Source organism: Actinotignum timonense (assembly GCF_900155575.1).
Classification (GTDB): domain Bacteria; phylum Actinomycetota; class Actinomycetes; order Actinomycetales; family Actinomycetaceae; genus Actinotignum; species Actinotignum timonense.
In genome coordinates this window covers 1,376,610-1,389,444 of record NZ_LT706966.1, presented here as the reverse complement: position 1 = coordinate 1,389,444, position 12,835 = coordinate 1,376,610, and the positions used below count along the sequence as shown (strand labels likewise).

Below are 12,835 nucleotides of genomic sequence, written 5' to 3'. Positions count from 1 at the left end.
CGTGCGAGATGTGAGTCATACCTCATAGCACTTGCAGCAGAGTCGGTTCTGTGGTTCATTAGTTATGTAACTAACCAAGGAGGGAGGGCGTGATGGAGTTCAGTTCAGCGGTGCCAATCTATGTGCAGCTGGCCGAAGATCTGCGTCGTCGTATTCTCTCCGGCGAACTCGGGCCCGGAGAAAAGGTCATGTCTACCACCGAATACGCCGCCACCTACCGCATTAATCCCGCCACCGCGAACAAGGCTTTTTCCCTCCTCGTGGAGGAAGGAATCCTGGAAAAGCGCCGCGGGATCGGCATGTTCGTGACCGCGGGCGCCCAGGCAGCCCTGCGCGAGCGCGGGCGCGCCACCTACCTGAGTGACACCCTCGCCCCGGCGCTCGCCGCGGGCCGGGCACTAGGGCTCAGCCCCGCGGAAATATCCGCACTCGTCTCGACCTATTGGGAGAAGAACCAATGATTAGCATCGAGAACCTGAGTTTCAGCTACCGGCGCGGGGCTCGCGCCCTCGATGATCTCAGCGTGGAGATCGGCCACGACACCATCACCGGCCTTTTCGGCCGCAACGGCTCGGGCAAATCCACGCTCGGGATGCTCATCGCCGGGCTCCTCCCGATTCGGCGCACCCGTGGGCGCGCCGCGGGAAGCATTTTTATTGACGGGCATCCGGTGGATGAAAACCCGGAGGTCATGCCGGGGGTGGCCTATATTCCGGCCCGCGTGGAGGTGATTTCCGGTTCCCCGCTCGCCATGACGATGGATCTGTGGCGCATGGCCCGCCCCACCTGGGATGAGGATTTCGCCCGGGAGCTATTCGAGCTTTTCGAGCTGGATCCCACCCGCGTGATTGACGGGCTATCCGTAGGCCAGCGCTCCACATTTTCCGCGATTCTGGGCCTGGCATCCCGCTGCCCCATCACCATTTTCGATGAGGTCCACCTGGGGATGGACGCGGTGATGCGCGAACTGTTCTACCGGGTTTTGCTCAGTGATTTCGCCGAGCACCCCCGCACCATCATCCTCTCCTCCCACCTGCTCGAGGAGGTGGAGAACCTGGTGGATACCGTGGTGTTCCTGCACCGCGGGAAACTGCTCGAGGCCGGGGACGCCGATGAGGTTCGCGCGCGCCACTCCACGGATAGCCTCGCTTCCCTCACCGATGTTTTAGTTACGACGACGCTCTCCCCCGCCCAGCGCGCCCGCCTGGCACAGCCGCTGGGCGCGCAGGCGCCCCGGGCCGGAAGCCTGCTGGCCCCCGCGGCGGCTGCCGGGGAAGGCACCCAGGAAGCCACCGCGGAAGCATCCACCCGCACCCAGATTGGAGTCGATCATGATTAAGCTGTATCGCCGCGCGAACGCTCTTATCTACCTGGCGGCGCGCCGCGCGATTGGGCGGCGCGGACCTTTCTCCTATTTTTATCGCAGCTTCTGGTTGATTGCGGGATGTTTCCTGGTCGTGGCAACACTGTGGCTCCCCTTCACCAATACCGAGACGCATCTACCCATCGGAGGCATCGACAACCCCGTTCTCAACTGGGTTGCGCTGGCATGGTTTGTGCTCAGCGGGAGCCTGATCTTCGGTGGGGTGATATGCACCCTCTCCATGCGGGCGCATCTGCAAGCGGGGAGCACGCGGCGGCAATTCTTTAGCAACCTGACGCGCAGCGCCGCGCGGATGAGCGCCGAATACCTGGCGGTTACCGCCGTGATTATCCTCGTGGTGCTCACCATTGTGCGCCGCCCGGATGGTTCCTGGGCTCTGGATGCCGCGTTTTCCCCTGAAGGTACCGCTATGCGATCGGGCAGTGTGTGGTTCATGTTCCTACCTACCTGGCTCTGCTGTATGGCCGTGTTCTTCGGGGCGGTGCTGGTGACCACCTTCTTGCTGCGCTGGTCGCTGAGCACGGTGGTACTGGCTGTCGCGGTGGTTATCGCTTTCTTCGCCGGGCTCTCCCTGGTGGGCTACCTTGTTGGTATCACCGGGCTGGCCGGATTCATCTACCGGCTCTGGATTCCCCATTGGGAAAGCTTCTACGCCTGGGCCGCCCGCACCGGCACCGATTTCGCGCATTGGGTGGGGCGGGTGAGTGACTCGACCGGCTTCACGGATTTCCTTACCGCCAATCAGGGCTTCATCGGGCTCCTCGCCTTCTCCCTCATCTTCGGCACCTGCGCGGTGATCGCCTGGGCGCTGGCGCGGCGTTCCACCGGCCGCTTGCATCTACTGCGGCTCTAACTGGGAGCGGGACCGTGCTGCGGGGCGCGCGGTGGCGCGGCCCGCAGCGCCGTCGTCGTACTACCTAGGAGCAGCGCGCACGCGCGCCGTAGACTAAGCACATGATTATTGGCGTTCCCACAGAATTGAAGAATAACGAATACCGGGTCGCGCTCACCCCGGCCGGTGCGCGCGAACTGGCCGCGGCCGGGCATACCGTCCTGGTGCAGGCCGGGGCCGGGGCAGCCTCCGGATGCGCCGACGCCGCCTACGCCGCCGCCGGGGCCCGTATCTGCCCGGACGCGGCCGAGGTGTGGGGCGCCGACGCGGTTCTCAAAGTCAAGGAACCCGAAGCCGAAGAATACGGGTATTTACGCGAGGACCTGGTGCTTTTCACCTATTTGCACCTGGCTTCCCAGCCGAAACTGGCCCGCGCGCTCCTGGATGCCGGCACCACCGCCATCGCCTACGAAACCGTGCGGGAACGGAAAGCGCTGCCGCTGCTCGCGCCTATGAGCCGGGTGGCCGGGAAACTCGCCCCCATTGTGGGTTCGCATTACCTCCTCGACGCGCAGGGCGGGGCCGGGATTCTCATCGGCGGAGTGGCCGGAACCCGCAAAGGCAAGGTGACCGTGATCGGCGCGGGTATCGCCGGGGAATCCGCCGCGGTGATGGCCGCCGGTATGGGCGCGAACGTGACGATTCTGGATATTAATATCGAGCGGCTCGCCCAGCTGGAAATGCGCCACGCCGGGATGCTCACCACCCTCGCCTCCACCGCGCAGACCATCGAGGAGCAGGTGACGGATGCCGATTTGGTGATCGGCACGGTGCTGGTGCCGGGTTCCTCCACCCCCAAGCTGGTGACCTCCGCGATGGTGGAGGGTATGCGCCCGGGCAGCGTGCTCGTTGATATTGCTATTGACCAGGGCGGATGCTTCGAGGATTCCCATCCCACCACCCACGATGAGCCCACGTTCACCGTGGACGGCAAGATTTTCTATTGCGTGGCTAATATGCCCGGTGCGGTTCCGCGCACCTCCACGGAAGCTTTGACGACGGCGACACTCCCCTATGTGGTGCGCCTGGCCGCCCAGGGGTGGCGCGCGGCCGCCAGCGCGGATCCGGGTTTCGCTAGCGGCGTGAATATTAGCGGCGGGAAAATCACCCACCGCGGGGTTTTTGATTCGCTGAGCGGGGCGCTGGGACTGCCCGAATCTGAGTTTGACGATTCCTGCGTGTCGAAGGCAATGGCAGACTAGACCCATGAGCGATTTCTCCTCGATTTACAGTCACGGTTACGTGCGCGTGGCCGCCTGCTCCCCGGAAGTGGTGGTGGCCGATCCGCAGCGCAACGCCCAGGCCATTATTGCGGCCGCCCGGGCGGTGAGCGCGCGAGGTGCGGTGCTGGCCGTGTTCCCGGAGCTGAGCCTCACCGGGTATTCCGCGGAGGATCTGTTCCTCCAGGATGCACTGCTGCGTGCCACCCTGGAAGCCCTGGAAACCGTGCGGGCGGCCAGCGCGGAATTCGACGCGGCCCTCATTGTGGGGGCGCCGCTGCACTGGCGCAACCGCCTCTATAATTGCGCGGTTGTGCTCCACCACGGGAATGTGCTGGGCGTGGTTCCCAAGTCCTATATCCCCAACTACCGGGAGTTTTACGAAAAGCGCCATTTCGCTTCCGGGGCGGGACTGCGCAATGCGGATATTGAACTGCCCGGGGTGCGTACGGATGCAGCCTGGAGCACCGGGCTTAGCGAAGAGCAGCGGGCCGAATTCGCCCACACTGAGGAAGCCTGGGCCTATACCCTGGGGCGGAATACTGTTCCCTTCGGGCCGGATCTGATTTTCTCCGCCAGTGATATTCCCGGTTTTGATTTCCACGTGGAGATCTGTGAGGACATGTGGGTGCCGATCCCGCCCTCGGCGCGCGCGGCCCTGGCCGGGGCGCAGGTGCTCGTCAATCTATCCGGCTCCCCGGTCACGGTAGGGCGTGAAGATGACCGCGATCTGCTGATCCGCGGGGCTTCGGCGCGCTGCGCGGCCGCCTATATCTACGCGGCGAATGGCGAATGGGAATCCTCCACGGATCTGGCCTGGGATGGCCAAACCGTCATCTACGAATGCGGGGAGAAAATCGCGGCCGGGCAGCGTTTTTCGGCCGGCCACAGCGCCACCCTGGGTGATATCGACCTGGATCGTATCCGCCAAGAACGCCAGCGCAACGGCTCTTTTAATGACAATGCGCTCACCCAGGGCACCGAGCGCGATGAGTATTCCAACCCGGGCACGGATTCCTTCCGCACTATTAACTTCACCGCCGGCATCCCGGATATGAGCGCGCTTGACGCCGCGGAGCAGCGCCTGCACCGCGAAGTGGTGCGTTTCCCCTTCATGGGCGGCAGCGAACGCAATCCGGATCGCGATTGCTTCGAAGCTTTCTCCATCCAGGTGTACGCGCTCATTACTCGGTTGCGGGCCACCGGCTCCGCCAAGGTGATTATCGGGGTGTCTGGCGGGCTGGATTCCACGCACGCGCTGCTGGTGGCCTGCCGGGCCATGGATCTTCTGGAGCGCCCGCGCACGGATATCCTCGCCTATACCCTGCCCGGTTTCGCCACCTCCCAGCACACCAAGAACAACGCCTATGCGCTATGCGAAGCCCTGGGGGTGCCGCTGGAGGAGATTGATATTCGCCCGGCGGCCCGGCAGATGCTGGCCGATATGGGCCATCCCTTCGCGGCTGGCGAGCCGGTCTATGACCTCACTTTTGAGAATGTGCAGGCCGGGCTGCGCACGGATTATCTGTTCCGGTTGGCCGGTTTCCACGGCGGTATCGTGCTGGGCACCGGGGATCTTTCCGAGCTCGCCCTCGGGTGGTGCACCTTCGGGGTGGGTGACCATATGAGTCACTACAACGTGAATGCCGGGATGCCGAAAACCTTTATGCAGCACGTGCTGCGGTGGATGGCTCGCCAGGACTTCCTAGCCGGCGCGGCGGCGCAATCTCTTATCGATATTCTCAATACGGAGATTTCCCCGGAGCTGGTTCCCGCGGATGCCGGCGGGGCGCTGCAATCCACCCAGGAGAAAATCGGCCCCTACGAACTCCAGGATTTCACCCTTTATTTCGCTTTGCGCTACGGCTTCCTGCCCTCGAAAATTGCTTTCCTGGCTCGGGAAGCCTGGGGGGATGCTTCCCGCGGCTTCTGGCCGGAAGGTATTGAGGGGGATGCCCGCCACGCCTATAGCCTGGCGGAGATCAAGACGTGGATGGAGCTGTTCTACCGCCGTTTCTTCTCCCAGCAATTTAAACGTTCCACTCTCCCCAACGGCCCGAAGATTCTTTCGGGTGGCTCGCTTTCCCCGCGCGGGGATTGGCGCATGCCTTCCGATGCCACCAGCCGGGTGTGGCTGGCCGATCTGGAGAATATCCCCAGCACTCCCACGGAGGACGCATGATTTCCCTGCAAGAAAATGTGACCGAGGATTTCCTGGCTGCCTGCCAGCGCCTCATCCCCCAGCTCTCCTCAAGCAGCGCGCCGCTTTCGCGCGCTGCTGCGGAGGAATTGCTCGCCCAGCCCGGGGTGTACCAATTGGTGTACCGGGTGGAGGAAGGTGCCCCGATCCTCGGGATGCTCACCCTCGTTACTTTCCAGATTCCCACCGGAACGCGGGCCTGGATTGAGGACGTAGTGGTCGACGACGCCGCCCGCGGCCACGGCGCCGGCCAGCAGCTCGTGGAAGCTGCCCTGGCGCACGCTGCCCAGCTCGGCGTGAAATCGGTGGATTTGACTTCGCGGCCCAGCCGGGAAGCCGCCAACCGGCTCTACCGGCGCTGCGGTTTCGAAGCGCGTGATACCAACGTGTATCGGTATCACGCGCAGTAAAGGCGGAGCACAGGAGCGCGCGGCCGCGTGGTGAGTAGCGCCATCGCTGCGAGAAGCGCGCCTAGCGCGGGGTGACCACCAGCTGGGCGCGCTGGAATTCCTTGCAATCGGAGTAGCCGTTAGCGGCCATGGCGTGGCGCAGCGCCCCCATGATATTGGTATGCCCGCGGGCGCTCGAGGTGGGCCCGACCAGAATTTCTTCCAGCGTGCCGGCGGTGCCCACATAAACGCGTTCCCCGCGCGGGAGGCGCGGGTGGCGGGCTTCCGGTCCCCAGTGCCAGCCGCGCCCGGGTGCTTCGCTGGCCCGCGCCAGAATGGTTCCGAGCATCACGCCGTCCGCCCCGCAGGCCAGGGCTTTAATGAGATCCCCGGAGCTGCCCACCGAGCCGTCCGCGATCACATGAACGTAGCGCCCGCCCGATTCATCGAGGTAGTCCCGGCGGGCGGCAGCGATATCGGCTATCGTCGTCGCCATCGGGGCAGCAATCCCCACGGTACGTAACGTCGCAGAAGCGGCCCCTCCCCCGTAACCGGCCAGCACCCCGGCCGCGCCGGTACGCATGAGGTGCAGCGCGCTCTGGTACGTGACCGCGCCGCCCACCAGCACCGGAATATCAAGATCGTAAATAAGGCCGCGCAGGTTGAGCGGTTCGCGGGTGGTGGACACATGCTCGGCGCTCACCGTGGTGCCGCGGATGACCAGGAGGTCCAGGCCGGCATCGGCGGCCGGCGGCACAATTTCTTTGGCGTGGCCCGGCGAACAGGCCCCGGCCACGGTGATCCCGGCGGCCCGCAGTTGCGCTACCCGGTAGCGCACCAGGCCGGTATCGATGGGGCGCTCGGCGTAGATCTGCTGGAGGCGCGCGGTAGCGGATTCGGGCGGCAGCGCGGCAATTTCTTCGTACAGCGGGGTGGGATCCTCGTAGCGAGTCCACAAGCCCTCAAGGTCCGCCACGCCCAATCCCCCGGCCCGCCCCAGGCGGATCATCATATCCGGGGAAGCCACCGAATCCATGGGGGCGCTGAGCACCGGAATATCGAGGTGGTAGGCATCCAGCTGCCAGGCAGTGGAGACTTCGCGAACGTCCCGGGTGCGCCGGGTGGGCACGATGGCGACGTCGTCAAAGGTATAAGCTATCCGCGCGCGTTTGCCGCGCCCAATCTCGATTTCGCTCACGTTCTCCACTTTACCGGCAAAGAAAGGCGCGCGACCGGGCCGCGGCGCACATCCGCGCGGCTAAGGCAGCGAAGCGCGGGGCCGCAACCGTTCTGCGCTGCTCCCGTGTCAAGGTCCTACCGCGTCACGCTCCACCACATCACGCGCTTACCGCGTTTCCGCACCCAGCGCGCGGGCGAGGAAACGCGGCGCGAACGTCTTTTCATAGGTGCCCACAAATTCTTCCACCTGCCCGTTGAGCCAGCGCTTGAAAGCGAGAATATTGGCATCGGCCGCGTCCTCGGAAAAGTCCCCGGAAATGCCGAACGTATTGTAGGTATCCAGGCTCTCATCGCAGGCGTATTTGAACATGGCGCGCTCAACCGGATAATCCCGCGCGTAGGCGGATAGCGTTTTATCCATCCCACCGAGCAGCAAAATCAGTTCGGAACCGACCCGGAATCCGAGCGCCGCGTTGAAGGGAATCTCCGCGTCGCCGCGCTCGGTCAGGGTTTCGCGTGCCATTTCTTCCTGGCCGTCGAGCACTTCCAGGCGCTGGGCGGCCTGCTCAAGTTCGCGCTCCCGCGCTTTCGTTTCTTTACGCCCGCGCAGCACCTCGATCCGCTCGTGTACTTCCGCGCGCTCAATCGCGATCTGATCGAGGTAGCGGCGCGGAGACACATAGGCCACCGCGAGCAGCGCGCGTTCGGGACCCATGTCCGCCATGAGATCGCGGTAGAAACGCACCGCGGAAGCCGAGAGAGCAGGCATGCCGTCGGTACGGTCGCGGGTACTCGCGTAGAGCTGCGCGAATACATCGAAATCTTCCGGCCCGAGGAAACGGGTCTGCACCCCGTAGCGGTTTTCGTTATTGAAACGACGACGCAGCCCCTTGGCGAGAGTTGCTTTGGCTTCTTCGAAGTTCATCCCGGAGATCGTCTTGGTGTAAATCCAGCGCAGTTGAATATCGGAGCGCTCCCCGAATTCATAAGGAAGGTGGCGCCAACCATCGCGTTCCAGAGCTTGGGAGACCGCGCCGGCCACCGGATTGTCCTTGAGCGGCGTAATATCCGTGTACCAGCGCCGTGCCAGAATCGGGTTAATCCGGGCGGTGAGCAAGCGCGGCTGGGAAGCGAAATGCCGGTTGAGCCCGCTGAAGAAAGCGGAAACAACCTCGCTGCGGCTCCAATCCAAGGTGGGCCCGTAGGCGAGGGAAGCCCGTGTGAAGATCTTCTTCCAGGGTTGATACATAACGAGGCCGGCCCCGCAAATATTTCCGGCATTGTTACGCACGCCCACGTATTCCACCCGGTATCCTTCGGCCGCACGCACCCGCCCGTAGCTCACCGTTTGGGAAATGAAACACCGTTGCGTGGTCATGTAGTCGTTGTACTCATTCTCGGATAACACCGCGAACTGCATTGTGTTCCTTCCTGCCGGGCAGCTCAGAGCTGATTCGCCACCTGCCTATTAGAGTAACTTAAGCTGAAACAGCCCTGGAAATGGGGGCGGAAAGCTTCCTCAGTTCGGTGCGAATAATCCGTCTTAGCTAAATGTCACCAATCCGGCTCGGAAGGCCAGGACGATGGCCGCCGAGCGGTCGCGAGCGCCCGTCTTGCGCAGTATTGCGTTGATGTGGCTTTTGAGAGTACCTTCCGAAATATAGAGTTGCCCCCGAATTTCTAGGTTAGTTAAACCGCTACCGATGAGGGTCAAGACTTCTAGTTCCCGTGCGGTCAAATTCTGTAATTCAGGTACCTCACCAGGCGACCGGCCCCTTTCGTGGAGGTAACACTGTACTACGTGGTCTAGGACCTGGCGGTCGAGCACTCTGTTTCCCACCGATACCTGGCGGATTGTCGAGATAATCGTCTCGGATTCGCTATCTTTGAGAAGGTACCCGTCAGCGCCCAGGCTCAAGGCCTTTCGCAGATACAGGTCATCCTGATACATGGTCAGCATGACAATGCGCCCAGGGAAGCCATTCCGTTTCAGCTCCTTGAGTACGTCCAGTCCGTCCATGAGAGGCATGCGAATATCCAGCAGCAGAACGTCAATATCCGTCTCACGCACCATACGGCAGGCTTCCACGCCGTCTCCGGCGCTGCCCACCACGCGAAAGTCCTCCTGCTGCTCGAGGAGAACCGCGAGGCTTTCCCGAAGTAGTCCCTGATCATCTGCAATCGCAATCCGAATCATCATGTGCTACCTCCTCATACATACCGGGTATTACCGTTCTCACTCGGGGTACATGCATAGTTTCCACCCGGCGCCCACTGGCCCGGCGCCCACGACATAGCCGCATTCGGCGGCGCGTTGCCGAAGGTGATCCAAGCCAATCCCGGAGCCGATGATGGGCTGCCAATCCGGTGCCGGCCCCTGATCTACTAGTTCGAGGCTCACGCCCTTGCCTTTTTCTTCAATCTGGAAGGTGACGGTGGTGGGTCCGGCATGGCGGGCGGTATTCGCTAATCCTTCCCGGCAAGTTGCGATGAAGAGCTTACGCAGCTGCGGATTCAGCCTTTGGATAGTTGCGAGCACTTCGGCAGTGCCCCTGAGTTCCATACCGTGCCGTTGCGCTGCCGCAAAAATTTGTTCTAGATCCGGCATCCCGGGAGGACTAATATCACGGCCCTGCAATCGGTCAAGAACGGTACGCATCTGAGCGATAGTTTGCTTATTAGAGTCCCGAATATCACTCAACGCTGCCAATGCTACCGGATCAGTCACTTCTTCGAGAGCCCGGGTGAGTCGCAAATGCTGTAATCCCAAGCCGTCGGAAACTATATCGTGCAACTCCGCGGCGAGAGCTAAGCGATCTCCCGATAGGATTTTTTCAGTTTCCGCCTGTGCTTGTAACTCACTATTGCGTCTTCTTTGCACAAGCCACTGCCAATACCACCACCCCAGCAGCGCCCCGCAGAGCGCAAATATCGCTAGGCGCCACCAGATTTCGTATTTTTCCGGAACTGCCACAAAAACCATAAGTCCCAGAACAAGCAGCGGTAGCACCGCCCTGCCCAGCACTCCCCAGCGGTTTTCCTTCTTCTGCGCCGTGTGACCGGCGGTCACGCGAATGGACGCGGGACGCGATGGAGAGGTGGTAGCGCACATAGCGCATATGCTACCCGTGCAGCGCTCCCATTCCATCGGCCCGCGGGCTGATTTTTCCCTCGGAACCCAGGCTGAGCTAGGGCCGCGAGTATCGAACACGAGGCCGATGTGCTCCGCATGATGAGTCGCCAGCATAGAAGCATGACAACACTTCCCATAGAAACCAAGGATTTATCCAAAATTTATCGTGGTCAAAGTGCGCTCCATAATCTAACGCTGAGTTTCCCTCCCGGCCAGATCGTGGGTTTAGCTGGCCATAACGGTTGCGGAAAATCCACACTCATACGCCTCTTAGTTGGCCTGGAACCACCCACCCATGGACAAGCTCTCATCTTTGGGCATCCCTACCGACAACTGGACTACCCGCTTCGCTACGTGGGAACCCTCCTGGGTGGTTCGGGGGCAACTCGCTCGCGTACTGTGCGCCAGCATCTGGCATGGATCGCAGCGACCCATCACTTCGCGAGCCAGCGCATTGACGAGGTACTGCATACGGTTGGTTTGGATCGCGTGGCCACTCGAAAAGCCGGAAAGCTCTCTCTGGGCATGAATCAGCGTCTCGGTTTAGCGGCCGCGCTTCTCGGCGACCCTCCTGTGCTGCTACTAGACGAACCTTCCAATGGTCTTGACCCGCAAGGAATCGAGTTACTGGCGCAGCTGATTGCAATGTGGCGGCGTGAGGGAAAAACGGTTGTGCTCTCCAGTCATCTGTTGGATTTCCTTGCCGATACCTGTGATCGTCTGGTGGTCCTGGAACAGGGCAGCGTGGTGTACGACGGCGCAGCCACGTTGGCTCACGGCAACCTGGCATCCGGCCGATGGCCGTCCCACCCGAATACAACCGAAAAGGCTACCGGAGCCGCGAAGCACGAAGGAGACACAGATGCTTAGGTCATTTTCGCGGTTAGTGCGCGCACAATGGGTACTCTGGTGGACCTCACGATCTGTCCGAATCGCATTGTTGGCATGTTTCCTGCCTGCGGCATTGTTCTTATTCGTACAGTACAGCGACGGGAAACTCTGGCACGCCGATTATTCTCTATTCTCGCAGGCGCTCCTTATGCTCTCCCTTGCCCCCATTATTTCCGGGGTGGGATCCATCTCCGAAAACTTGGTTCCCCTGGAGCCCCACCACGCTTCCACCCGAACTCTCATCGCGGTAGCGGTGCCACGTCGTTTCGCCTGGGCGGCTGCTCATCTACTGGTAGGTTTCTTCTTTGTCGTCATCTACCTCAGCCTTGCCCTGCTTGTCGGCTTTGGCGTGGGTGCCTTCCAGTGGAGCAGCTTCAATGTACAAGCTTTATGTGGCCTCCTCATCTACTGGAATGTACTGTGCTGGTTAGCCTCCTTCCTCGCCTCAGTATTCCAATCCGGGACGATCCCTCTTCTCTTCCTCCTGCTCAATCAGTCAGTTGTTCCACTGTCGTTCCTTTTATCTCGGGTAACGCCCCTCGCCCGTTGGAGTCCGGACCTGGCTGCTTACGGCCTTATTTTGCAGGGTGATATGCTCGCCAATTCGGCTATGTCACCAGAACTTGCTGCGGATGTAGCCGCTCATTGGAGCACAAATATCTTCGTTCTGCTCGCGTGGATGATTGTCATTGCACTCGGATTTTTCTGGTCCGAACGCCGTAAGGCCGCGGCATGATTAGCTCTTTGCGTGCCCACGATAGGGCGATCTGGCACCTGCGCGGTGCGCTCATTCAGGTGGCTTCACAGGTACGAATCGGTGTCGTTCTCGGGCTGTGTGTAGTTGCCGGGAACATGATGACCGCACTGCAACTACTCCCCCGCGCCGGCGAACTTCCCGCTGGTTGTGCAGGTTTATCTACCGCCATCGCGGTCAGCATTGTTTTTGCGCAGCCCATTGCGGCTGTCCTACCGTGCGTGTTGCTAAATTTCGATGATCAACCGCGTTACCGCGATATCACTACCTTGGTTCTCCCCGCCACACCACTGACCCTGCTCGCCCGAGCCATATGCAGTGGCGTGACTGTGTGTTTGTGGGGATCGGGTCAGGCCATTGGCGCCGTGGTGATGTATAGATTTCTGGCACCGCGCGGTATAGATGCCTCAACTCTAAGTGCCACAGAGTATCGCGAGCTGTTGTTAGCCTCGCTACCTTCGGTAGGCGCGGTACTCGTGTATCTTGCCACCCTGTGCATATTCTGCGTGAGTATCTGCCTTATTTTCCGATCCCGATATTCCAGCGTGGCCGTTCTGCTCACGATTGTGGCGATTATCGCTCCGCTTGTCCAAACCCTTCTTCCCGAGGTAGGAAAGTACCTTCCCGGAATTGCCGGTATCAGTATCCTCAGGGGTGACGATTCCGGGAATATGCTTCCACCCGGAATCGGGCTTCTCGTACTGCTCTTCTCCAGCTTGCTGCTCATCGGTGTCGCCGCGTTGAAACATTGGATACCCTTACGCCGCGGACGTAGCCGCAGATAGGAACCGGT

13 protein-coding genes are annotated in these 12,835 nt (G+C 61.4%); 8 read left to right on the top strand and 5 right to left on the bottom strand.

What is annotated here, in order from left to right; all coding sequences use genetic code 11:
- Positions 1-92 precede the first annotated feature (92 nt).
- The 6 genes from CZ322_RS05870 to CZ322_RS05845 all read left to right on the top strand — a co-directional run bounded on the left by CZ322_RS05870 (position 93) and on the right by CZ322_RS05845 (position 6,106).
- Positions 93-461, top strand: a complete 369-nt coding sequence (locus CZ322_RS05870; RefSeq protein ID WP_087070572.1) for a GntR family transcriptional regulator — start codon at positions 93-95, stop codon at positions 459-461.
- Complete coding sequence (locus CZ322_RS05865; protein WP_087070571.1) at positions 458-1,339, top strand: ATP-binding cassette domain-containing protein; 882 nt, start codon at positions 458-460, stop codon at positions 1,337-1,339. The genes CZ322_RS05870 and CZ322_RS05865 overlap by 4 nt, the downstream gene beginning before the upstream one ends.
- Positions 1,332-2,237 carry a hypothetical protein gene (locus tag CZ322_RS05860; RefSeq protein WP_087070570.1) on the top strand — a complete coding sequence of 302 codons (906 nt, stop codon included), beginning with the start codon at positions 1,332-1,334 and terminating at the stop codon, positions 2,235-2,237. The genes CZ322_RS05865 and CZ322_RS05860 overlap by 8 nt, the downstream gene beginning before the upstream one ends.
- A gap of 101 nt (positions 2,238-2,338) precedes the next feature.
- Positions 2,339-3,478 carry an alanine dehydrogenase gene (gene ald / locus CZ322_RS05855; RefSeq protein ID WP_087070569.1) on the top strand — a complete coding sequence of 380 codons (1,140 nt, stop codon included), beginning with the start codon at positions 2,339-2,341 and terminating at the stop codon, positions 3,476-3,478.
- 4 nt (positions 3,479-3,482) lie between these two features.
- Positions 3,483-5,678, top strand: coding sequence for an NAD(+) synthase (locus CZ322_RS05850; RefSeq protein ID WP_087070568.1), 2,196 nt, complete (start codon positions 3,483-3,485; stop codon positions 5,676-5,678).
- Entirely contained in the window at positions 5,675-6,106 is a 432-nt protein-coding gene (locus CZ322_RS05845; protein WP_087070567.1) for a GNAT family N-acetyltransferase, read from the top strand. The genes CZ322_RS05850 and CZ322_RS05845 overlap by 4 nt, the downstream gene beginning before the upstream one ends.
- Positions 6,107-6,167: 61 nt before the next feature.
- Here the strand turns inward: CZ322_RS05845 and CZ322_RS05840 are convergent, their stop codons facing one another.
- The 4 genes from CZ322_RS05840 to CZ322_RS05825 all read right to left on the bottom strand — a co-directional run bounded on the left by CZ322_RS05840 (position 6,168) and on the right by CZ322_RS05825 (position 10,334).
- Positions 6,168-7,283: a GuaB3 family IMP dehydrogenase-related protein gene (locus tag CZ322_RS05840; protein ID WP_087070566.1), complete on the bottom strand. Its 1,116-nt coding sequence runs from the start codon at positions 7,281-7,283 to the stop codon at positions 6,168-6,170.
- 147 nt (positions 7,284-7,430) lie between these two features.
- Positions 7,431-8,684, bottom strand: coding sequence for a lipid II:glycine glycyltransferase FemX (locus tag CZ322_RS05835; protein ID WP_087070565.1), 1,254 nt, complete (start codon positions 8,682-8,684; stop codon positions 7,431-7,433).
- Positions 8,685-8,807: 123 nt separating this feature from the next.
- A complete protein-coding gene (locus CZ322_RS05830; RefSeq protein ID WP_087070564.1) occupies positions 8,808-9,464 on the bottom strand; it encodes a response regulator in 657 nt (218 codons plus the stop codon).
- 36 nt (positions 9,465-9,500) lie between these two features.
- Entirely contained in the window at positions 9,501-10,334 is an 834-nt protein-coding gene (locus tag CZ322_RS05825; protein ID WP_234984479.1) for a sensor histidine kinase, read from the bottom strand.
- 183 nt (positions 10,335-10,517) lie between these two features.
- Between CZ322_RS05825 and CZ322_RS05820 the strand changes: the two genes are divergently transcribed.
- Positions 10,518-11,267, top strand: a complete 750-nt coding sequence (locus CZ322_RS05820; protein WP_159455009.1) for an ABC transporter ATP-binding protein — start codon at positions 10,518-10,520, stop codon at positions 11,265-11,267.
- A gap of 94 nt (positions 11,268-11,361) precedes the next feature.
- Positions 11,362-12,024 (top strand): hypothetical protein, encoded by a 663-nt coding sequence (locus tag CZ322_RS05815; RefSeq protein WP_143231863.1) that lies wholly within the window; start codon positions 11,362-11,364, stop codon positions 12,022-12,024.
- 470 nt (positions 12,025-12,494) lie between these two features.
- Here CZ322_RS05815 and CZ322_RS05810 read toward each other — a convergent pair whose 3' ends face one another.
- A complete protein-coding gene (locus CZ322_RS05810) occupies positions 12,495-12,791 on the bottom strand; it encodes a hypothetical protein (protein ID WP_087070560.1) in 297 nt (98 codons plus the stop codon).
- Positions 12,792-12,835 lie beyond the last annotated feature (44 nt).

Excerpts from the sequence above, each read along its gene's own strand:
- CZ322_RS05870 (WP_087070572.1), top strand. The coding sequence starts at position 93 with ATGGAGTTCAGTTCAGCGGTGCCAATCTATGTGCAGCTGGCCGAAGAT.
- CZ322_RS05865 (WP_087070571.1), top strand. The coding sequence starts at position 458 with ATGATTAGCATCGAGAACCTGAGTTTCAGCTACCGGCGCGGGGCTCGC.
- CZ322_RS05860 (WP_087070570.1), top strand. The coding sequence starts at position 1,332 with ATGATTAAGCTGTATCGCCGCGCGAACGCTCTTATCTACCTGGCGGCG.
- ald (WP_087070569.1), top strand. The coding sequence starts at position 2,339 with ATGATTATTGGCGTTCCCACAGAATTGAAGAATAACGAATACCGGGTC.
- CZ322_RS05850 (WP_087070568.1), top strand. The coding sequence starts at position 3,483 with ATGAGCGATTTCTCCTCGATTTACAGTCACGGTTACGTGCGCGTGGCC.
- CZ322_RS05845 (WP_087070567.1), top strand. The coding sequence starts at position 5,675 with ATGATTTCCCTGCAAGAAAATGTGACCGAGGATTTCCTGGCTGCCTGC.
- CZ322_RS05835 (WP_087070565.1), bottom strand. The coding sequence starts at position 8,684 with ATGCAGTTCGCGGTGTTATCCGAGAATGAGTACAACGACTACATGACC.
- CZ322_RS05830 (WP_087070564.1), bottom strand. The coding sequence starts at position 9,464 with ATGATGATTCGGATTGCGATTGCAGATGATCAGGGACTACTTCGGGAA.
- CZ322_RS05820 (WP_159455009.1), top strand. The coding sequence starts at position 10,518 with ATGACAACACTTCCCATAGAAACCAAGGATTTATCCAAAATTTATCGT.
- CZ322_RS05810 (WP_087070560.1), bottom strand. The coding sequence starts at position 12,791 with ATGTTTCAACGCGGCGACACCGATGAGCAGCAAGCTGGAGAAGAGCAG.